The sequence below is a fragment of the Butyrivibrio sp. FCS006 genome, assembly GCF_000424525.1.
Lineage (GTDB): Bacteria > Bacillota > Clostridia > Lachnospirales > Lachnospiraceae > Butyrivibrio.
This window is the reverse complement of record NZ_KE384203.1, coordinates 16,400-37,485: the sequence shown is the minus strand read 5'-3', so window position 1 is coordinate 37,485 and position 21,086 is coordinate 16,400. Positions and strand designations below refer to the sequence as shown.

Here is a 21,086-nt window from a genome sequence, read left to right as displayed (position 1 = left end):
TATAGTACAATTAATTTGGTGTCTAATAAACCTACAACTCACGAAATTTACTAACAATTCCATTAAGAAAAGGGGTAAACAGATGAAGAAAATGAGCCTTCGTGCCAAGATGCTGCTTTGTATCCTGCCTATCATGGCTATTGCTATGGTGCTTCTTACATATGTGGCAGCCAATCAGCTGAGTGCATCAATTCAGACAGCAACCACCGACACAATGAATCAGACAGTAATAGCTAACGCTAATATTGTTGATGGTAAGCTCAATATCATTAAGACATCCTGTGTTGATATCGCGCAGATGATATCAACATCCTATCGTTTTGTTACGATGGATAACTACAAGGGTACAATTACTAAGATCATAACCAATAATGATACGGTTTTGGGCTCAGGAATCTGGTTTGAACCGTATATGTTTGATGAAAAAGAAATGTACATGGGCCCATACTGGTATAAAGATGGTGGGCAGATTGTTGAGACCTATGATTACAGTAATGCAGAATACGATTACTTCAATCAGGAATACTATCTGAATGCTAAGGGCCTTTCAGAGGGACAGGCAATAATTACAGATCCATACTATGATCCTACATCAGGTATCGTTATGGCCAGCTGTTCTGCACCAATCTATGACAATGGCACATATGTTGGTTGTGTAACAGTAGATATGTCTCTTGGCGATATTGAAGAGATGGTTGCAAGTATTCAGGTTGGTAAGACCGGAACAGCTATGCTTTTTGATTCAAAGGGAACATACCTTTACTGCCTTGACTCTGCAAAAGTAGAAACTGGTGTAAATGTTACAGCCGATGAAAATCCGAGTCTTGCAGCTATGGGTGCAGAGCTTATGGCCAAGGATTCTTCTTCACCTCAGATGGGCGCCTTTATGGAAAATGGCAAAAACGTCCTTCTGACATACGTTACTATCCCTGACGTTAACTGGAAACTTGCACTTCGTATGAATATAGATGAGCTGGAAGAGCCTGTTAAAGCAGCTACAGCCAAGCTTGCTGTGATCTGTGTTATAGCTCTTTTGGTAGGCGCAGCTATCATTTGGGTATTCGTAATGAGTATCTCAAAGAGTATCAACAATGTTAAGGCCTTCGCCGGATCTCTTGCAAACGGAGACTTTACAGTTAATAAGATCAAGAGTAAGAGCGGAGACGAGCTTGGTCAGATGTCCGATTCCCTCAACAATATGTTTGAGAGCAATCGTGATGTTATCAGTAAGATTTCAGACGGATCAGAACAGGTATCCGAGACATCTTCTGGACTTGCAACAATGGCCAGCGAGCTTCAGGATCAGTTTAACAGTATCCAGGGCAATATCTCCGGTGTTAACGACGCTATGATGTCCTCCGGCGCAGCAACCGAGGAGGTTAACGCTTCCGTTGAAGAAGTTAACGCATCCGTACATCAGCTGGCAGGAGAGACTGAGAAGACCAGCGCTGAGGCTGCAGACATCAAGGCAAGAGCAAGAGATATTGAGAGACAGTCCAAGCAGGCTTATGACAATGCCATCAGCATTGCAGAGCAGAGAGAAGCTGATCTTGCTGAAGCCAATGAAAAGGCTAAGGTTGTTGACCAGATCGGAACCCTTGCAGATACAATCGCTGAGATTGCTGATCAGATCAACCTCCTTTCACTCAATGCAAGTATTGAGGCTGCAAGAGCAGGAGATGCAGGTAAGGGATTTGCGGTAGTTGCTTCCGAGATCAATAAGCTTGCAAGTTCAACATCTGAAGCAGTTGAACAGATCAGAGATACAATCGATGGCGTACAGGAAGCCTTCGGAACACTTTCAAATTCTTCAGGAGAGCTGCTTGAGTTCATTAAAGAGACAGTTACACCTGACTACGATAACTTCGTAAATGTAGCTAAGCAGTATGGAGATGATGCTGATTCCTTCGGTGGTTCTTCAGAGAACATCGCTCAGATGGTTGAGAATATCAGATCTGCAATGGAAGAAGTTTCAAAGGCTATCCAGAATATCGCTGAGTCTACACAGGATACTGCTGATCTCTCCAGCAGAGTAAACGACTCCGTAATGGCAGCTGCAGATGTTGTTTCCAACGTAAATGACATGTCAGGCAAGCAGGAAGAGATTGCAGGAACACTGAAAGAGATTGTTGGTAAGTTTAAGTTGAAATAAAAGCCTTACATAGAGACAAAAAAGTAGCGGGAATGAAAATCCCCGCTACTTTTGTATTTGATAAAACATTAAATCAAAGTGTGTCCTGCCTCTTAATATACTGTGGAGCATCAGCCTCGCCTCTGATATTCTTGGCATGGATGATATGTGCCCACTTATCTACGATGGCATTTTCAATGTGAACTCCCTCCTCGATTGTGGAGTAGGCCATGATAATGGAGTTCTTGATAACAGCTCCCTTCTTGATGGTTACGCTACGTCCGATGATGGAGTTATCTATTGTTCCTTCGATGAGACATCCGTTACTTACAAAGGAATTTGTAACCTTGGCACTCTCGAAGTACTGTGTAGGACATGCATCCGTTGTTCTTGTGTAGATAGGCCATTCAGGTCTTAAGAGGTCATGAGCCTTGTCATAGTCAAGAAGCTCCATAGAAGCATTGAAGTAATCCTCAAGACTTGTGAGGGTAGCAAAGTAACCTCTGTGCTGGAATGCTCTGATGTCCATGTCCTTGCACTTAATGTTTACGATATCTGCAAGAGTGTACATGGATGACATCCAGTTAGCTGCTTTTACAAGTTCTACGAAAACATCTCTATGCATACAATAGGTATCCATGAAGATATTCTTTGAATTGGCTGTTCCGAGGTTCTTGTCGATGGACTGAACACCCTTTTGCTTGTTAACTGTAACGGTGTGACAGTTCTTGAAGTACTCTCTGGCGTTATCAACCTTGTGGTAAAGGAGAGTAACGTCTGCGCCGGAGGCAACATGTGCATCAAGGAGCTGCCTGAAATCCTGTTTGTAAACCATGTAGCTTGGAGCGATGATAACATATTCCTGGTGCATACGCTGGATGATATCAAGGTTCTCCATATAAGCTGAGATATCGTTGTTGTAAATGGAGCGGGAAGAAGAGTTCTGAGAGAAGAGGAGCTGGATCTTACCTCTCTTTGAGTTGATGTTGTAATGTCTTCCGCTTCCTACGTGCTCTGCGATTGATCTCGGCCTTGAACGAACATATACCTGAATACGGTTAATGTCACTGTTACTCATGTTTGAAATAGGGAAGTCTATAACACGAAATCTTCCAAGGAAAGAGAATGCGCCGATGGGGCGGTAATCGTGAAGACCCTCTACATGGATGGAGTTATCTGCGGAGGATACTATACCAAATGCCTTAACTGCCATTACTTTGTACCTCCTTTCACATTTTTAGCGACAAGCTCAATGCTCTCGCTGTTCTTAGAGCCGACTTTGGCTTTCTTGCCAATATGAACATCTTCAGCTACCAGTGCTCTTGTGACCGTTGCGCCTTCTTCGATTACTACGCCGGGCATGATGACTGAATCAACTACCTTGGCTCCCTTGCCGATAACTGCTCCCGTAAAGAGAACGGAGTTTGTAACGCTTCCCTCTACTCGAACACCCTGTGTGATGTAAGCTTTCTTGATCTTGGCTTCCTTACCTATGTATTGAGGAAGAGTGGATACATCCTCTGTGTAGATAAGCCATGAAGAGTCATTGAGATTGAGCGGATTCTTGGGATCGAGAAGGTCCATGTTTGCTTCCCAGAGGGAGTCGATGGTTCCTACATCCTTCCAATAACCCTTAAACTCGTATGCGAAAAGACCTCTCTTTTCGTTTAACATTCTTGGAATAATGTCTTTTCCGAAGTCATGATCTGAATCGGGATTCTTCATATCCTCAATCAGCATCTTGCGAAGAAGCTTCCAGCTGAAGATATAGATACCCATTGATGCGAGATTGCTCTTTGGCTTGGCGGGCTTTTCCTCAAATTCTATGATCTTGCCCTTGCCGTCTGTGTTCATGATTCCGAAACGGCTTGCTTCACGCATGGGAACACCGCGGACAGCAATGGTTGCGTCAGCGTGCATCTGCTTGTGATAATCAAGCATCTTGGAATAATTCATCTTGTAAATGTGATCTCCGGAAAGAATGAGAAGATACTCCGGATCGTAGGTATCGATGAAATCGATATTCTGTGAGATTGCATCAGCGGTTCCGCGGAATACATCAAGGCCCTGATCAGCCTTCTCGCGAGGAGTAAGTACATATACACCGCTATCCTTGGAGTCGAGACCCCAACGTCCGTCCTGTGCTACATAACTGTTAAGGAGCACGGACTCATACTGTGTAAGGACACCGACAATATCGATGCCGCTGTTAGCACAGTTGCTTAAAGGGAAATCAATGATACGATACTTTCCCCCATAGAAAACTGCTGGCTTAGCTACCTTCGTGGTTAGGTCTTTTAGCCTGCTTCCACGTCCACCTGCCAGGATCATCGCTAACATTTCGTTTTGCGCCATATTAAGATCCCCCTATCCATTGTGTTTGTAGAAATACCCTATAAACTATGATATAATGCATGAGGACTTTAATCAAGCACGAAAGGGGTATTTTAGGGTGCTTTCAGTAATAATACCTGCATACAATGAAGAAGAAATAATACCGCAAACTGCATCTGTGATCGATGGCATTTTGAGCGGTGAGAATATAGAACATGAGCTGCTTTTTGTAAATGATGGTTCCAAGGATATGACCTGGGAAAAAATAGAGGAACAGGCAAAGACGTTTTCCAGTGTAAGAGGCGTTTGCTTCTCAAGAAACTTTGGAAAAGAGTCAGCAATATTTGCGGGGATTGCTGAAGCAAAGGGCGATTGCTGCGTAGTGATCGACTGCGACCTGCAGCACCCACCGGAGAAGATTGTTGAAATGTACAGACTCTGGGAACAGGGCTATGAAATAGTTGAAGGAGTTAAGAGCAACAGAGGAAAAGAGAGTGGCTTGCACAGGTTTGCGGCCAAGAGTTTTTATGAAATCATGTCAAACTCAGTTGGCTTTGACATGTCAAGGGCATCAGACTTTAAGCTTCTTGACAGAAAGGCCATGAACGTACTTCTCAACATGCGTGAAAAGAATGCGTTCTTCAGGGCGCTTTCATCCTGGATCGGATTCAAATCCACCGAGGTTGAGTATGAGGTAAGAGAGAGGGAAGTCGGAACATCCAAGTGGAGCACTAAGGCTCTTTTCAAATACGCTCTTACCAATATCACTTCCTTTACATCAGCACCGATGCAGATTGTAACATTCCTTGGAATTATAGTTTTTGTAGTTGGTCTTGGCGCCAGCCTTGAGGCAATTATCACTTTCTTTGAAGGAAAGGCACAGGATGGTTTTACAACGGTTATCATACTTCAGTGCTTTACGGGATCATTTATTATGATGGCACTGGGAATCATAGGATACTACATTTCTAAAATCTATGATGAGGTCAAGGGAAGACCGAAGTATATTATCGATAAGACGGTATAAATCTACGGAATTTTATAAAATTATTATTGGTTTAAACATTTTTTAGAGGTACAATATAAGTAAGTGGGAGTTTGTCTTTAAATGGCTGAAAGGAGAACTTTATGCTTGCTACGTTGATACCTCTTTTTGATAACCGGATGTCTGTGAGTGCATATTCTGTCTTTGCTCGAAAGACCAATCTCTTTTTGAACCCCTCTTTCATGGCCGGTGCAAGATTTGACGGAGCCGGAACGGTTCCCGAACTTGAAGTTGTAAGCAACATGGGTGTTGCAACTCTTTCCGGCGGAAAGGAAGTCTTTGTTCCCATAAATCAGTTCTCCGTATTCGCGGAAATTTCCCTTCAGTGTACAGTTCCACCCGAGAAGGTTGTTCTTCTTATGGACAATTCTATTCCGCCTGAGGCAGAGTACATCAAGAGGGTAAAAGAGCTCAAGGAACAGGGCTACAAGCTCGCCATCCGAAAGATTCCCATCAGCAGTTTTGAAGATTACAAGGAGATAATCAGCCAGTGCAATTATATCCTCCTTGATCATGCCAAGATAGATATTTCAAAAGCTAAGATATACTTTGGCAGACAGTATCCAAACATCAAACTATGTGCTGTCAACGTAGATACAAAAGAGCAGTATGACAAGCTGGTAGAAGACGGCGGCTACGACCTCTACGAGGGAGGTTTCTTTAGAATGCCGGTAACTAAGTCAGAGACGGAAGTTAACCCTTTGAAAGTCAACTACATTGAGCTGCTAAATGTGGTCAACGCCCCTGACTATGATCTTACCGATGCTGCAGATGTCATTGGAAAAGACCCTGCTCTTGTAATCTCTCTTTTGGAAATGGTCAACAGAATGGCCTTTAATTCAGAGATTACTTCCATTCGCCATGCAGCAGCAATGCTTGGACAGAAGGAACTTAAGAGATGGATAAACACAGCCGTTACCAAAGAGCTCTGTGCAGATAAGCCTACAGAGATCATAAGACTTGTAATGATAAGAGCTAAGTTTGCAGAGAACCTTGCAAGCGAATTTGAGATGGCTATGCATGCCCCTGAGCTGTTTATCATGGGACTGTTCTCAGCTCTTGATATCATGCTCGAGAAGACCATGCCTGAAGCGCTTGATATGGTTCAGGTTTCAAAGAATGTAAGAGAAGCACTCCTTGAAGATAAGGGAGATTTTGCCAAGGTACTGGATTTTATTAAATGCTATGAGGATGCGGACTGGACTGAAATATCCAGGATTCTGGTTCTTGAAGACATTGATATGAACGATGTTTATACTGCATATCTCGGGGCACTTAGATGGTATCGTGACCTGATTCCTGCATAAGGGAAAAGATCTTTTGGATGCCTTGAGGATTTTGTATGGTAGATGTTAGAGGTATCGGCAGTTTTACCTTTAACCTTGCGGCTATTGTCATTTCGATGACCTGTCTTTTCTATACTCTTTTGATGGGCAGAAACCGCAGGTTTAAGAACAAACTGTTTATCACGTTAATAGTTATTGTTATCGTTGATGCGATAACGGTTATCGGAGCTGACCTGGTCGTCGCCGGAGGACTTTCAAACGACAGTAAGCTCCTTCTTCTTAATGTGCTCCAATTTCTCTATTTCTTTACCCATTTTGCAATTGCCCCGATATTTGCCTTGTACATAATTTTGGTCTGCAATGTTTCGTACAGGTTCTCAAGAAGCGCACAGTTTTGTCTTGCGCTACCCTTTTATATTCTTGAAATTCTTGTTCTGACCAATCCTCTTACACGTTTTGTCTATATCTTTGACGATAACCTGACATTCCACAGACATGCCGGAGTGTATGTTGCATACATTCAGGCCGGTTTCTATGTTCTCTTTGCGATAGTGGCACTCTTCCTGTACTGGAATATCCTAAACGGTATGAAGAAGATAGCCCTTTTGTATTTCTTTGCCATAGTCATAGTCGGAACTCTGATACAGATGATACACAGCAATATCCAGTGCGAGCTCATGTGCGAAGCCATAGGTCTTATGGGTATCATGATAGTTCTGGAAAATGACGATGACAGAATGGATATGCCCACAGGTGCCTTCAACAGAAATGCAATGACCAGGGATGTGGCAAGCTATTTTAAATATGGACGTAGCTTTTACAGCATCTGTATAAGAATGGTCAACGCCGATTCGTATCGCAAGATAACAGGCTACGAAGAGTTTGAAAAGATTCTGAGAGAGATCGTTAATTTTATTCGCAGCATAAACAACAGCTTTGATATTTACAGGGCAGCTTCGGACTGCTTTATGGTTGTGTGCCCGGATATTGACGGAAGCGACGCAAAAGAGGCTGCAGAAAAGATATATACCAGATTTAGCAAGGGCTGGTCTTTGGGAGATAATACCTTATTCTTAAAGGCTTATATTCTCATGGCCTCATCCCCCGATCAGTTTGCGTCTTTGGATAATCTCTATTTCCTCAGTGATACCTCAATAGATGCGGACAATGACAGAGTTTTGATCGGACACGATCTGGACTTCATCCTAAGAAGAGCAGAAGTTGAGAAGGCAGTAAAAAGAGGCATTGGAACAGATGCCTTCAAGGTTTACTTTGAACCAATATACACAAAGGAAGATCTGGCTATCTGTGCTGCCCAGGCAGTTGTTGTTTTTGAAGATCCCGAGCTTGGAAAGATAGAGCCCGAAGAGTTCATCCCGATAGCGGAGCAGACAGGACTTATAGAAAAGCTCGGATGGTTCACCATCGATGAAGCTTTCTATTTCCTGGGCGGTGGTATTGCAGAAGAGATGGGACTTTTGTTTATTGAAATCGGCCTTTCATCTATTCAGCTCATCAAATCAGACTTCAGTAAAAGAGTCAGAGAAGCTCTCTCAAAGTTTGGAGTCAGACCGTCGCAGATTGTCTTTGACATCACGGAATCAGCAGCTGCAACGGATCAGGATGTGCTTGGCGTTGTTATGTCTGATCTTGCGAAAGACGGAATCCGATTCTTTATGGATGAGTACGGAACCGGCTTCTTTAACATGCAGTCGGCATCATCTCTGATGTTTGAAGGTGTAAAGATGGATGCAGCTCTTTTGCATGTGGCAGGTAAGCAGATGCAGAACAAGATCATCCTTGAGAACAGACTCAAGATGATGAATCAGATGCTAAAGCGCGTTGTTATCGATAATGTTGACAGCCAGGAGCTCTTTGATACCATTGCACACATCAAGGCAGATTATTTGAAGGGAACATATTTCTCCGAGGCGGTAAGTAAGAACGAGTTTATCGCAATCCTTCGTGCCACTGAGCTTGCAAGAATGGAGGAGAGAAGGGCAAGAGCTGCCAATGAAGCCAAGAGTAATTTCCTTGCAAATATGTCTCATGAGATCAGAACCCCCATCAATGCCGTGCTTGGCATGAATGAGGTTATTCTTCGCGAGTGCAAGGACGAAAAGATCCTTGAATATGCCCAGAACATTGAAGGTGCGGGAAGAACTCTTTTGTCACTGATAAATGATATCCTGGACTTCTCCAAGATCGAGGCGGGAAGCATGGAGATCAACGAGTCGGATTACGACTTCTCATCAGTACTCAACGACGTTTACAACATGGTTCATATCAAGGCATCCCAAAAGGCGCTGAAGCTCGAGTTTGATATTGATGACCAGCTGCCTGAGAGGATGCATGGCGACGAAATGCGCCTTAGACAGATAATGGTCAATATCCTCAACAACGCGGTCAAATACACCTCGGAAGGTAAGGTGACCTTAAGGATCACAGGCTACAGGGAATATGAGGATCTGATAACCCTCAAGATAGATGTCACTGATACCGGCATAGGTATCAAGGACGAGGATAAAGAAAGACTCTTTGAGAAGTTTAAGAGACTTGATATCGACAAGAACAAGACGGTGGAAGGAAGCGGACTTGGACTTGCCATTACCAGTTCTCTTCTTGATCTCATGGGCGGAAATATCTCTGTTGAAAGTGAGTACGGAAAGGGATCAACCTTCACGATGTCATTGCCGCAGAGGGTTGTGGATGATAAGCCTATAGGTGACTTTAAGACCAAGCTTCAGGAATCGGTCAAGGAGAGAAAGAAGTATAAGGCTAAGCTCACTGCACCTGAAGCAGAGATTCTGGTAGTTGATGATACACCGATGAATCACGTGGTGATCAGGGAGCTTTTGAAGAACACCAAGGCAAAAGTAGAGTCTGCAAGAAGCGGAGATGAGTGCTTAAAGAAGCAACACGAAAAGAAATACGACATCATCTTTTTGGATTACAGAATGCCCGGAATGGATGGCATTGAGACTCTGGATGAGATCAAGAAGGATACGGCAAGTCCAAACAAAGACACTCCGATCATCGTTCTTACAGCCAATGCTATTTCAGGCGCCAGAGAGAACTTCCTCAGGGAAGGCTTTGATGACTATTTAAGTAAGCCGATAGAGAGTGACAGGCTTGAAGATACACTTATAAGATATCTGCCAAAGGATAAGGTTTTGATGTCCGCTGAGGAAAAGGCGGCTGCAGAGACTCGTGGCAGTAGCAAGGAAACGGAAGAATATCCACAGTGGCTTAAAGAGCTTGAAGAGATAGATGTGGGCGAAGGCCTTAGGAACTGTGGCGGAGTAGACAGCTACTTCAGCATAATCAAAGTATATTACGAATCAGCGCAGATGACTGAATCAAACCTGGTAAATGCCTATGAGGATGAGAACTGGAAGGATTATACGAGCTATGTTCATTCCTTAAAGAGCACCAGCAGAACCATCGGTGCAAGGCAGCTTAGCGAACTGGCTAAAAAGCTTGAAGATGCAGGTAATGCAGGTGATATAGAAACCATAAGGAATCATCAGGATGAACTGATGAATCTGTATGCAATAGTTATTCATACCCTCTCAGAAGTTCCGGGAATTGATAAGGATGAAGAGAGTGATGATACAGAGGATAAGGTAGACATAAGCACAGCACAGTTAAAAGACGCATATCAGAGCATTATTGAAGTAAGCAAGAGCCTTGATTATGACACACTTACCTTTATTCTCGATTCATTAAGAAGCTACAGACTCTCCGATGCGGACAGGAAGATCACAAGAAGTATCGGGGAAATGGCCTACAAACTTCAGTGGGATGAGATAGTGAAGCTGGCATCGGAAGGACTTGCCGGATTGGAGGAGTAAGCTATGTTTAATAAAAAAATATTACTCGTAAGAAATGAACAGACATTCCTGGTAAACGCCATAAAGAACGCATTGGATGCTGCCAAATTCATCGTGAATGAAGCGGCTTATTCCCTTGCGGATCTAAGTGCAAAGGCCAGGGATGCCAATCTGATCCTTCTTTATACGGATAACGAGCTCGAGGAGCATCGTGATGCCATGGTCTACCTTAAGGATCTGAGCATGGAAGACAATATAGTCATGATGGTCATAGGAAATAAGGACGCCTTTGATTTTGTTCATCAGTATATTCCCAAAGAGGATGTGGCCTACGAGATAGAAAGACCTCTTGATATGGCAGACCTGGTTCAAAAGGCGCAGATTGTCACAGATGATGAGTACGAGTTCCAGAGAAGAAAGAGTATTCTCATAGTTGATGATGATCTTACCTTCCTTCAGATGATAAGGGAGTGGCTAAAAGATACCTACAGAGTCGGCATGGCAAACTCAGGAACACAGGCTGTTGCATGGCTTGCAACCAACAAGGCAGACCTTGTGCTTCTTGATTACGATATGCCTGTTCTTGACGGCCCAAAGGTTCTTGAGATGCTTAAGAGCGAGTCTTTTTCCAGCTCGACACCGGTAATGTTCCTTACCGGCAAGAACGACAAGGAGAGCGTTACTAACGTTATCGCATTAAAACCGGCTGATTATCTGCTTAAGACAATATCAAAGGATAAACTTCTTTCAACTCTGGATGCATTCTTTAAGGCGAGGAAGTAATACATGGGCGATCTAAATCCTATTGGAGCGCTATCCTTTAGGACTGCTGCGGCTATAATCTGCATAACCTGTATATTCTACACGGCTGTGATGAAAAGAGAGACCACAAGAAGGCTCCGCAGCCGTTTATTTCTTGCTGCCCTTGTGATCACGCTCTATGACTGTATCACCGGTATCATCAATACCGTTGTTCTTGACAGCAACCTCTCCCAAAGTATTAAGAATGTAGTTATTTATTTTAACAAGCTAAGCTATTACGGAACACATTTTGCTTTTGTTCCGATATTTGCAATGTACATAATGATGGTCTGCGATGTCTTTCACAGATATAAAAGTAAACTCAAACTCGCAATATTCCTTGCACCGTGTCTTATTCTCGAGATTGCGGTTCTGACAAATCCATTCACAGGTTTTATTATCAGCAATAATCTGGAAAAGAACTTTGCCAGAGGCGGCGGTGTCTATCTGGCTTACATTATCAGTGCGTTTTATCTGGGATTTTGCTTCTATCTTCTTGGTAAATACAGGAATACCATGAATCACCTTCAGAAGATCGCCATGTTCTATTTCCTGGGACTTGCTGTGCTGGGCGTCTTCATACAGATGATATTCCCTGAGATCATCTGTGAGATGCTGGCTGAATCTCTGGGACTGATGGGCGTTATGATCATGATAGAGAAGGATGACTACAGGCTTGACTATAAGACAGGGGCTCTGAGCAGAGCTTCACTCCTTCAGGATTTAAAGGGCAGCATCAATGTGGGAAAAGAGTTCGTGGCCATCTATGTTCGCATTGTTAATGCTGACATTTACAGGCGAGTTATGGGCTATGAAGGATATGACATAATCCTTACAAAGGTTGCGGATTTCCTCAAGGGAATAAATTATGAATATGATGTTTACAGGACTACCGGAGGCAATTTCTATCTGATCTGCACAGATGCAGATGAAGATACGGTAGATATAATCATTGACCGCATAGTGGAGAGATTTGGACAGAGCTTTGAAGTAAGCGGCGGAGCAACTAACGTTAAAGCTAAGATCATCTGTGTAAAGTCTCCCGATGAGTTTAACGATGCCGATGATATTTTAAGACTCTCTGAGACTAAGATCGATGACGACGAAAGAATGGTATTTCGGGGAAAGGATCTAGATTTCATTCATAGAAGTATAGATGTTGAGAAGGCAATTATTAAGGGAATGGCAGGCAACGCCTTCAGAGTAATGTATCATCCTGTATACAAAAAAGAGACTATGGGTATATTTTCTGCAGAAGCTCTTTTGACACTGAATGACCCCGATATGGGAAGAATCAGATTCTCGGAGTATGCAGTCGTGGCAGAGAACGCCGGAGTTATCGATGAGCTGGAAGTCAGGATGATAGAGGCTGTCTGTCAGTTTATCAATACCGGTGTCACCAAATCGGAAACAAATATAAAGATATTCTGCATACACATAATGTCGGTTCAGGTTCTTACTCAGGAACTGGTGGACAAAGTGCGTTTTCTTATCAATAAATATGAAGTGGATCCGGCTATGCTCAGATTCAGTGTAAATGACACGATCGCAACACAGGCACAGGATGTGCTGGGATTCATAATGGATGAGTTTAACAAGATCGGAATAGAGTTTATTCTCCTGAATCATGAATCGGTATTCCTTGGACTTGATGTAGCAACTATTGATAAGTTTGACGGCATCAACATTGATGTCAAAAGACATTTCGAAACCGCGGATGAGAATCAGGCGGATGCAATACTGCGCAACAGGGCAGCTATGGTAAGTCAGCTCGGAAAGCGCGTTATCCTTAGCGGTATAGACAGTAAGGAACTGTACAACAGGATAAAGGACGTTAAGGCAAATTACCTTATAGGAGATTATCTGTCGCCTATGGTAACAAAGAATGAACTTCAGAACAAATTCTGGAATAATGAGGTATTTTCGGACAACAGTTAATCAATTGGTTTTGTTATCTGACAAATAGCGTGTATAATTAATATATCAAGTAATCCGAAATGGAAAGGAGAAGAATTATGAAAAAAAGATTAGCATTGGTATTGGCGGGGCTTATGACTCTTGGCCTGATCGGCTGCGGAGAGGCTGAATCTTCGGCTCCTGCAGCTACTGAAACACCCGCAGCAACTGAGGCACCTGCAGCAGAAGCACCTGCAGCAGAAGCACCTGAAGCAGAGGCTGAAAGTTCAGGAATGGACGCACTCATCGAGGCAGCTAAGGCAGAGGGTGAGCTCATTGTTTACGGTTCCTGCGAAGAAGAGTATCTTGCAGCAGCTTGTGAGAACTTTGAGAAACTCTATGGAATCAAGGTTCAGTATCAGCGCCTTTCAACAGGTGAGGTTCAGAGTAAGATCGAAGAAGAGAACGGAAATCCTTCAGGTGATGTATGGTTCGGCGGAACAACAGATCCTTACAATGTAGCAGCTTCAGAAGGACTCCTTGAAGCATATGATGCACAGAATGCCAGCCACCTTCTTTCAGATAAGTATCGCGATGCTGATGGATACTGGTATGGTATCTACAAGGGAATCCTTGGATTTATGGTAAATAAAGACGAACTTGCAAGAATGGGTATCGAAGAGCCTGCTGACTGGAAAGACCTTCTTGATGAGAAGTACAAAGGTCTCGTTTGGCTTTCAAACTACAACACAGCAGGAACAGCTAAGCTTGTTATCAACACAATGATCCAGAAGTATGGTCATGACGAAGGTATCCAGTACCTTGTAGACCTTGATAAGAACATCGAAGTTTACACAAAGTCAGGTTCAGGCCCTTCTAAGAACGTTGGTACAGGTGAGTGTGTTGTTGGTATCGGATTCCTTCATGACGGTATCACACAGATCGTTGACAACGGATATGGCAACATCGGCCTCATCATTCCTTCAACAGGAACATCTTACGAGGTTGGTGCAACAGCTATCTTCAAGGGATGCCAGCATCCAAATGCAGCTAAGCTTTGGATTGAGTATGCACTCAGCCCTGATTGCGTAGAGCTTGCAGCACAGAACGGTTCATATCAGTTCCTGGTTATCGACAATGCTAAGCAGCCTGAGCTCGCTACAGAGTTTGGCCTTGATCCCGAGAACGTTATGGATTATGACTTCGAAGATGCTAAGCAGAACACAACAACTTACATTGAAGAAGTTATGAATGCACTTGGAAGCGCAGCAGACGATCGTTTCCAGACAGAGTGATTTCTATATCGGGGATATTACAGGGCGGATGTTTATCCATCCGCCCTTCTCTTTTTAAGTTGATGTGAGGAGGATTTTCAGAATGGCAAAGAGTCAGAGTGCCAGCCTTGACAGAAAAAAGCTTTTGGCCGACCCGATCATGGTGACGACCATTGTGCTTTTGGTGGTATTTCTTACAATATTCATCTTGTATCCGCTGGCAATACTTCTGGTAGACAGTTTCGTTTCGGACAATGGACTTACGCTTGATACATTTAAGAGAGTAATGGCGCTTCCCAATTTCAGACGCGCTATCACCAATACTCTTAAGGTTGGTTTTTTGGTTGGAATTGCATCAGCTCTCATAGGCCTTTTGTTTGCGTATGTGGAGGTCTATGTTAAGCTTCGTACAAAATTCATGGAGGGACTTTTTAAGGTAGTATCAATGCTTCCTGTTGTTTCACCTCCCTTTGTTTTGTCGCTTTCAATGATCATGCTTTTCGGAAAAGCAGGTATCATTACAAGATTTCTTTTACATATCTATGACAACAGTGTGTATGGATTCTGGGGTATTGCAATAGTCCAGACACTTACATTTTTCCCTGTATGCTACATGATGCTCAAGGGGCTTTTGAAAAATATCGATCCTTCCCTTGAGGAAGCAGCAAGAGATATGGGCGCTTCCAGATTCAAGGTATTTATGACGGTTACACTTCCTCTTATCCTTCCGGGACTTGGAAATGCATTTCTTGTAACCTTCATCGAGTCTATTGCAGACTTCGCAAACCCAATGATCATCGGTGGTTCATACGATACTCTGGCAACAACGATCTATCTGCAGATAACAGGTGCTTATGATAAACAGGGTGCAGCTGCCATGGCGGTAGTTCTTCTGGCTATAACACTCATGATGTTCGTGGTTCAGAAGTATTACCTTGAGGCAAAGAGTACTGCAACACTTTCAGGTAAGGCATCAAGAGAGCGTATGCTGATCACCGATAAGAGCGTTACTATTCCTCTTACCATCATGTGCTCAGCCCTTGCGATATTCGTAATCATCATGTACATCTGTGTTCCCTTCGGTGCGATGTTCAGGACCTGGGGATATGATTTCCATCTGACCTTTAAGTGGTTCGGTCAGGTATTTAGCAAGTACAAAGGCTTTAAGGCATTTAAGGACAGCTTTATTCTGTCACTTATTTCAGCGCCTATAACAGCTCTTTTGTCCATGATAATCTCATACCTTGTGGTAAAGAGAAAGTTTAAGGCCAAGGGCTTTATTGAGGCAGTATCTATGCTGGCTATGGCAGTTCCCGGAACGGTTCTCGGTATTGGATATATAAGAGGATTTTCCGGCGGATTGTTCGGCAGCGGATTCCTTCAGGGACTCTACGGAACAGGTGCGATACTGGTCATCGTATTCGTAGTACGAAGCCTTCCTACAGGTACCAGAAGCGGAATTTCAGCCCTTCGCCAGATTGATAAGAGCATTGAGGAATCAGCTTATGACATGGGCGCAGACAGCTTCAAGGTATTTATGACGGTAACACTTCCGCTCATAAAGGACAGTTTCCTTAGCGGCTTTGTTACCTCCTTCGTAAGGAGCATTACAGCCATCAGTGCTATCATCCTTCTGGTTACACCTTCTTATCTGCTCATCACAGTTCAGATCAACGAGTTTGCAGAGAAGGGTGCTTACGGAATAGCCTGTGCGTTTGCAACTATCCTGATCCTTATTACTTACACAGCGGTTCTTCTCATGAACATATTCATGAAGTACTTCGGAACCAGCCGTAAGGTAAATTTAGAAGACTGACACTTAACATAGATTAAAGCCGCATGAAGATGCGAGATAGGTGGATAAAATGGCAAAAGAGAAAAAGGGCGTACGCCTTGAACATATTTCAAAGATATATAAAGATCCAAAGACAGGAAAAGATTTCTACGCAGTAAAAGATCAGAACCTTGAGATTGAGCCGGGCAGTTTTGTTACACTGCTTGGACCATCAGGCTGCGGTAAGACGACTACTCTTAGAATGATAGCGGGCTTTGAGTCACCGGATGAGGGCGAGATATACCTTGGAGGAGAGCCTATCAATGCTCTTACTCCCAATAAGCGTGATACAGCCATGGTTTTCCAGAGCTATGCGCTTCTTCCTCACTACAACATTTTTGACAACGTAGCTTACGGACTTAAGCTTCGCAAGATGGATTCCGAGACCATCAAGAAAAAGGTTACGGATATCCTTTCACTGGTTGGACTTGAGGGAATGGAGAACCGTATGACTAACCAGCTCTCAGGTGGACAGCAGCAGAGAGTTGCTCTTGCAAGAGCACTTGTAATTGAGCCCGGAGTTCTTTTGTTCGATGAGCCTTTGTCAAACCTTGATGCCAAGCTCAGGGTATCCATGAGAACTGAGATAAGACGTATCCAGCAGGAAGCCGGAATTACAGCCGTTTATGTAACTCATGACCAGTCAGAGGCCATGGCTATTTCGGATAAAGTTATCATCATGAATAGGGGCGTGGTAGAGCAGGTGGCAACTCCACAGGAAGCTTACTACTATCCAAACAGCAAATTTGTTGCTGACTTTATCGGTGAGTGTAACTTCCTGAAAGCCAAGGTGACAGGTCAGGATATGGTTGAGATTGATGGATCGGCCGTAAAGTGCGCGACAGGAAGTCTTCAGACCGGCGCAGATTGCGATGTTGTTCTTCGCCCTGAAGGAGCTGTTCTTTCAGATACAGGAGCAATTAAGGGCGTTGTTGATTACTCATGCTTTATGGGTGCTTATCAGGATTATCGCATCAAAGTCGGCGAGAGTTTTGTTAAGATCCAGGAATATAATCCCAAGAACAAGAAGATATACAATGTTGGTGATACTGTATGTCTTGGTTTTGAAGATAATACATTATATGCGCTATAAAGGGGTAATATATGTCTTTAGCTACTATTATTGATTATTTGCAGGGAAGCAGCAGTATAGCTGTTGGCATAAGGCTGGTGGTAGCCACTGTATTCGGAGGCCTTGTAGGCTGGGAGAGGATAATAAAGCACCACAGTGCAGGTATTAAGACCCACGCACTGGTAAGCCTTGGATCAGCCTCAGCTACAGCACTAAATATTTACCTTGCCATGCTTCCCGGACTAAATGCCGACGTCAGCAGGATTCCCGCCGGAGTGGTAAGCGGAATCGGATTTTTGGGAGCCGGCACAATACTGGTTACCGGCAGAAAGCAGATAAAGGGCCTGTCTACAGCTGCAACACTATGGGTTACCTCCTGTATGGGAATGGCTATAGGAGCAGGGTATCTTGAAATTGGCTGTGTATGTCTTTTGATGGTTGCCTTTTCAAATATCCTTCTAAAGCAGCTCTCCAACAAGGTGGAAGGCTACAGCAAGTACATGAACATCTACATCGAGGTCAACAAAAGCCGCGGTGTAAACAAGCTCATGAAGATGCTTTCGGATCAGGGCTTTACAATTCTTAGCATGACCAAGAGCAAGGAAAAGACCCTTCAGTCCTCCGATACAGGCCTGATCCTTGATCTGGATCTGGATAAAAAGAGATCGCACCATGAGATATTAAACATGCTCAGCGATGAGGAATATGTCAATTACGTAGAAGAAGTTTAGTGGTTTTGCAAATCTTTTTCAGAGGGACAAAATACTATGATAATTGAAGGTTGGCAGGTCAATAATTTCCTAACACTCTTTATACTGGTCATGATTCTTGCATTCCAGAGAAGAGGCAGCAGAGTTAAGACAAGCAGAATGTTTACGTACGTGATAATCACCACTATAGTGCTTGTCGTTGCAGATACATTTGCAAGGATAGGAGAGAATAGAGGAGGTTCCTATATTCTCATGGCCTTTTTCGGCAACCTGATTATGTTCCTTCTAGATCCTCTTATCATCCTGTTTTCAGTTATCTATATAGATTGCTGGATGGATGAAAAGAATAAGAACGCACGAAAGATATCCAAAGTTGTTTTTCAGATATTTGCAACTGTAAACATAATACTTGTACTGGCGGATCAGGTTTTTGGCCTTAAGTGGTTCTTCTATTTTGAGAAGAGTGATTATTTCAGAGGCAAATTCTTCATGGCAAGGGCTGTTGTGCTTGCACTGTTTATGCTTTTTGTTACGGCTTATCTTGTGGCCTTCAGGAAAAATGTACTAAACGATTACAGAAGAACACTGTATATCTTGCCGGTGTTTGCTTTGATCGGCACCATTATCCAGATTCTGTATAATGGCATAAATACCACTTATACAGCCGGTGCACTGGCATGCCTGATACTCTTTATCAGCTTCCAGAGTAACGACGTCAACATGGATAACCTTACCGGAGTTTTAAACAGGCGCGGATTTGACATAAGGCTCGAGCAGATGATGAAGAGCAGCGCTGCCGGAGAAGGTGATTTTACAGCTGTAATGCTGGATATCAAAAACTTCAGAGAGATAAATGAAAGCTGCGGCCATGAGGAGGGCGATGGTGCTATTATAGTATTTGCCGATATGCTCATGGATGCTTTCGGTGAAGACTGCAAGATGGGCAGGATTGACGGTGTGACATTCTGCGTGCTTTTGGACAATGCATCCGAGCCAGAGATAAAAGAGGGCATCAGAAAGGTAAAAAACAGCCTTGAGAGAGTTAGAAAAAAATGTGACTGGGACGAGAGCGTAGGAGTAAACAGTATCTACGAGGTCTATGATCCCGCTCTTAACATGACTGCTTCAGAGTACAGAAAGCACCTTGATGAGCTCATGCATAAAAACGCTACTTAAAGAGAAAATTAAGAACAATGCAGAACGATTTTCATTACTATGGAACATATTGCGCGGCGTATCTGGCAGGGTACTCCCATGAGGAGAGCCTTGACATCTGTTACTGCGCCCAATTTGTTGATCTTTGTTCAACTACATTTTTATCCAAAATAAAGGCGCCCACCAAGGCAGCCACAACCCAGCTTCAGCTGGAGATGATGGATGCAAGGACTGATATCATAGGCCTTCAGGACATTACCAGAATCTGGGCATCCTTCCACTTTCTTCCAAGAGATCTGTATGCTTACAAACCAAAGCGCACAAAGAGATACTTGAATAAATTCAGGCTTATCTGCGGACCAAACGGAGATCTTTTGGAAAAGACCGTAAGGATTGCGAAGGATAAGCCTCTTCAGCATGCAGGTATTGCAATGCATGTACTCGCCGATACCTGGGCACACATGTACTTTGCCGGGACGCCTTCACTTGTCATCAACAATGTAGATAATTCGTTTTTTGAGATCATAGAAAAAGACGGTGAGGAGATAGCAAGACCTATCAGGTTCAGGCATAATCCATCAGCTCCCGATGACATTGAAAAGGGCCTATATACAAACAGTCTTTATCAGTCAAACGAGAATTCCATCATGAACTTAGGGCACGGAAGAGCTGGGCATTTCCCTGATTACTCTTTTGCCAAATACAAATATATGCCTGCCTGGGGAGATTACATGGAGGTTTTGAAGGACAACCCGTCTGACTACGAGAAGGCCTTTACGCAGATGGTATATGCTCTTAAGTACTTAAGGGGCGAAGTGGAGTCTTTTAACAAAGATACTTATGACACCTCCGTGATGGAGAAGTATGGCGACAGAATCAGAAGCATAATCAGAAAGAGGCAGCTGAATGCCTGCGCTGACTGGAAGAGCTTCGGCGAGGAGCTATCCGGTGAGAGCATTGAGGATTTTGATATCACGAAATATGAGGATGAATACGACCTGATTCCGGCCGATTCCAAGAACAAGTCCTTTATTGGTAAATTCATTGAGGGAGCTCTTTTGCAAAAGGGAATGGTGACGGATGAGATATCAAAGGCCGGTATAAATCACGCCGGATTTGTACTTCCAAAAGAACTTAATCTGAGGAAATCGGGATGACGAAACTACAGAAAATCAGAAATTCATTATTCGGGATAGCCATGATGGTGGCAGCAGTTGTTATGGCTTATAAACCAAAGGATGCATACGAGAGCGTGATTGTCTTTATGGCACTGGGCTTTTTTGTTACGAGCATCGCAACACTTGGGTACTACTTCACCATGGCCAAATACATGGTGGGAGGCAGAATGATACTGTACAGAGGTGTCGTGCTGTTTGACTTTGCGATTCTTACAGGCTCGATCACGGATGTTCCCAGATTTTATGTGATCATTTATCTTGCAGTGCTCCATCTTTTCTCGGGACTTGTCGAGATACTAAGGTCAAGGGAGGCAAGAGCCAGCGGCGGAAGGGGCTGGAGACTCAAGCTCTTCCATGGAATCTTTAACATGTCGATTGCAATCGGATGTATTGTCCTTGCCAGAAGAGTAAATACCGCAGTCTATATGTACTGCTTTGGTATATTCTACTCAGGACTTATAAGAGTGATACAGTCTTTCAGAAAGACAACTTTTGTTTATATCAGGTGATGCAAGAGGAGATACTAAATCGGAGGAT

General features: G+C 43.5%; 15 protein-coding genes. 13 read left to right on the top strand and 2 right to left on the bottom strand.

The features are described from left to right. Nucleotides 1-82 precede the first annotated feature (82 nt). A complete protein-coding gene (locus G633_RS0107380) occupies nt 83-2,152 on the top strand; it encodes a methyl-accepting chemotaxis protein (RefSeq protein WP_026519533.1) in 2,070 nt (689 codons plus the stop codon). Between the two features lie 73 nt (nt 2,153-2,225). On the opposite strand, the gene glgD is transcribed toward G633_RS0107380, so the two are convergent. Then, nucleotides 2,226-3,344, bottom strand: a complete 1,119-nt coding sequence (glgD, locus tag G633_RS0107375; RefSeq protein ID WP_026519532.1) for a glucose-1-phosphate adenylyltransferase subunit GlgD — start codon at nt 3,342-3,344, stop codon at nt 2,226-2,228. Next, entirely contained in the window at nt 3,344-4,486 is a 1,143-nt protein-coding gene (locus G633_RS0107370) for a glucose-1-phosphate adenylyltransferase (RefSeq protein ID WP_026519531.1), read from the bottom strand. The genes glgD and G633_RS0107370 overlap by 1 nt, the downstream gene beginning before the upstream one ends. A gap of 97 nt (nt 4,487-4,583) precedes the next feature. On the opposite strand from G633_RS0107370, the gene G633_RS0107365 reads away from it, so the two are divergent. The 12 genes from G633_RS0107365 to G633_RS20095 all read left to right on the top strand — a co-directional run bounded on the left by G633_RS0107365 (nt 4,584) and on the right by G633_RS20095 (nt 21,058). After that, nucleotides 4,584-5,492: a glycosyltransferase family 2 protein gene (locus G633_RS0107365; protein WP_026519530.1), complete on the top strand. Its 909-nt coding sequence runs from the start codon at nt 4,584-4,586 to the stop codon at nt 5,490-5,492. A gap of 101 nt (nt 5,493-5,593) precedes the next feature. Continuing rightward, nucleotides 5,594-6,817, top strand: a complete 1,224-nt coding sequence (locus G633_RS0107360; RefSeq protein WP_026519529.1) for an EAL and HDOD domain-containing protein — start codon at nt 5,594-5,596, stop codon at nt 6,815-6,817. 35 nt (nt 6,818-6,852) lie between these two features. Further along, nucleotides 6,853-10,650: an EAL domain-containing protein gene (locus G633_RS19215; RefSeq protein ID WP_051200031.1), complete on the top strand. Its 3,798-nt coding sequence runs from the start codon at nt 6,853-6,855 to the stop codon at nt 10,648-10,650. A gap of 3 nt (nt 10,651-10,653) precedes the next feature. After that, nucleotides 10,654-11,412, top strand: coding sequence for a response regulator (locus G633_RS0107350; protein ID WP_026519528.1), 759 nt, complete (start codon nt 10,654-10,656; stop codon nt 11,410-11,412). Between the two features lie 3 nt (nt 11,413-11,415). After that, nucleotides 11,416-13,368 (top strand): EAL domain-containing protein, encoded by a 1,953-nt coding sequence (locus G633_RS0107345; RefSeq protein WP_026519527.1) that lies wholly within the window; start codon nt 11,416-11,418, stop codon nt 13,366-13,368. Between the two features lie 77 nt (nt 13,369-13,445). Then, nucleotides 13,446-14,621 (top strand): ABC transporter substrate-binding protein, encoded by a 1,176-nt coding sequence (locus G633_RS0107340; RefSeq protein ID WP_026519526.1) that lies wholly within the window; start codon nt 13,446-13,448, stop codon nt 14,619-14,621. 82 nt (nt 14,622-14,703) lie between these two features. Next, nucleotides 14,704-16,416, top strand: a complete 1,713-nt coding sequence (locus G633_RS0107335) for an ABC transporter permease (protein ID WP_026519525.1) — start codon at nt 14,704-14,706, stop codon at nt 16,414-16,416. 49 nt (nt 16,417-16,465) lie between these two features. Next, nucleotides 16,466-17,527: an ABC transporter ATP-binding protein gene (locus G633_RS0107330; protein ID WP_026519524.1), complete on the top strand. Its 1,062-nt coding sequence runs from the start codon at nt 16,466-16,468 to the stop codon at nt 17,525-17,527. An 11-nt stretch (nt 17,528-17,538) separates the two neighbouring features. After that, the gene (locus tag G633_RS17725) at nt 17,539-18,237 is read left to right on the top strand and encodes an MgtC/SapB family protein (RefSeq protein ID WP_022768437.1); all 699 of its coding nucleotides are present in this window, start codon (nt 17,539-17,541) and stop codon (nt 18,235-18,237) included. A 36-nt stretch (nt 18,238-18,273) separates the two neighbouring features. Beyond that, on the top strand, nt 18,274-19,392 hold the full coding sequence (locus G633_RS0107320) for a GGDEF domain-containing protein (RefSeq protein ID WP_026519523.1): 1,119 nt from the start codon (nt 18,274-18,276) through the stop codon (nt 19,390-19,392). 17 nt (nt 19,393-19,409) lie between these two features. After that, nucleotides 19,410-20,528, top strand: coding sequence for a DUF6765 family protein (locus G633_RS0107315; RefSeq protein ID WP_026519522.1), 1,119 nt, complete (start codon nt 19,410-19,412; stop codon nt 20,526-20,528). Beyond that, entirely contained in the window at nt 20,525-21,058 is a 534-nt protein-coding gene (locus G633_RS20095) for a DUF308 domain-containing protein (protein ID WP_022768440.1), read from the top strand. Before G633_RS0107315 ends, G633_RS20095 begins: the two co-directional genes overlap by 4 nt. The last annotated feature ends 28 nt before the right edge of the window (nt 21,059-21,086 follow it).

Bases quoted from the DNA above. Each gene is read 5' to 3' on its own strand.
- G633_RS0107380 (WP_026519533.1), top strand. From the start codon at position 83: ATGAAGAAAATGAGCCTTCGTGCCAAGATGCTGCTTTGTATCCTGCCT.
- glgD (WP_026519532.1), bottom strand. From the start codon at position 3,344: ATGGCAGTTAAGGCATTTGGTATAGTATCCTCCGCAGATAACTCCATC.
- G633_RS0107370 (WP_026519531.1), bottom strand. From the start codon at position 4,486: ATGGCGCAAAACGAAATGTTAGCGATGATCCTGGCAGGTGGACGTGGA.
- G633_RS0107360 (WP_026519529.1), top strand. From the start codon at position 5,594: ATGCTTGCTACGTTGATACCTCTTTTTGATAACCGGATGTCTGTGAGT.
- G633_RS19215 (WP_051200031.1), top strand. From the start codon at position 6,853: ATGGTAGATGTTAGAGGTATCGGCAGTTTTACCTTTAACCTTGCGGCT.
- G633_RS0107350 (WP_026519528.1), top strand. From the start codon at position 10,654: ATGTTTAATAAAAAAATATTACTCGTAAGAAATGAACAGACATTCCTG.
- G633_RS0107345 (WP_026519527.1), top strand. From the start codon at position 11,416: ATGGGCGATCTAAATCCTATTGGAGCGCTATCCTTTAGGACTGCTGCG.
- G633_RS0107340 (WP_026519526.1), top strand. From the start codon at position 13,446: ATGAAAAAAAGATTAGCATTGGTATTGGCGGGGCTTATGACTCTTGGC.
- G633_RS0107335 (WP_026519525.1), top strand. From the start codon at position 14,704: ATGGCAAAGAGTCAGAGTGCCAGCCTTGACAGAAAAAAGCTTTTGGCC.
- G633_RS0107330 (WP_026519524.1), top strand. From the start codon at position 16,466: ATGGCAAAAGAGAAAAAGGGCGTACGCCTTGAACATATTTCAAAGATA.
- G633_RS17725 (WP_022768437.1), top strand. From the start codon at position 17,539: ATGTCTTTAGCTACTATTATTGATTATTTGCAGGGAAGCAGCAGTATA.
- G633_RS0107320 (WP_026519523.1), top strand. From the start codon at position 18,274: ATGATAATTGAAGGTTGGCAGGTCAATAATTTCCTAACACTCTTTATA.
- G633_RS0107315 (WP_026519522.1), top strand. From the start codon at position 19,410: ATGCAGAACGATTTTCATTACTATGGAACATATTGCGCGGCGTATCTG.
- G633_RS20095 (WP_022768440.1), top strand. From the start codon at position 20,525: ATGACGAAACTACAGAAAATCAGAAATTCATTATTCGGGATAGCCATG.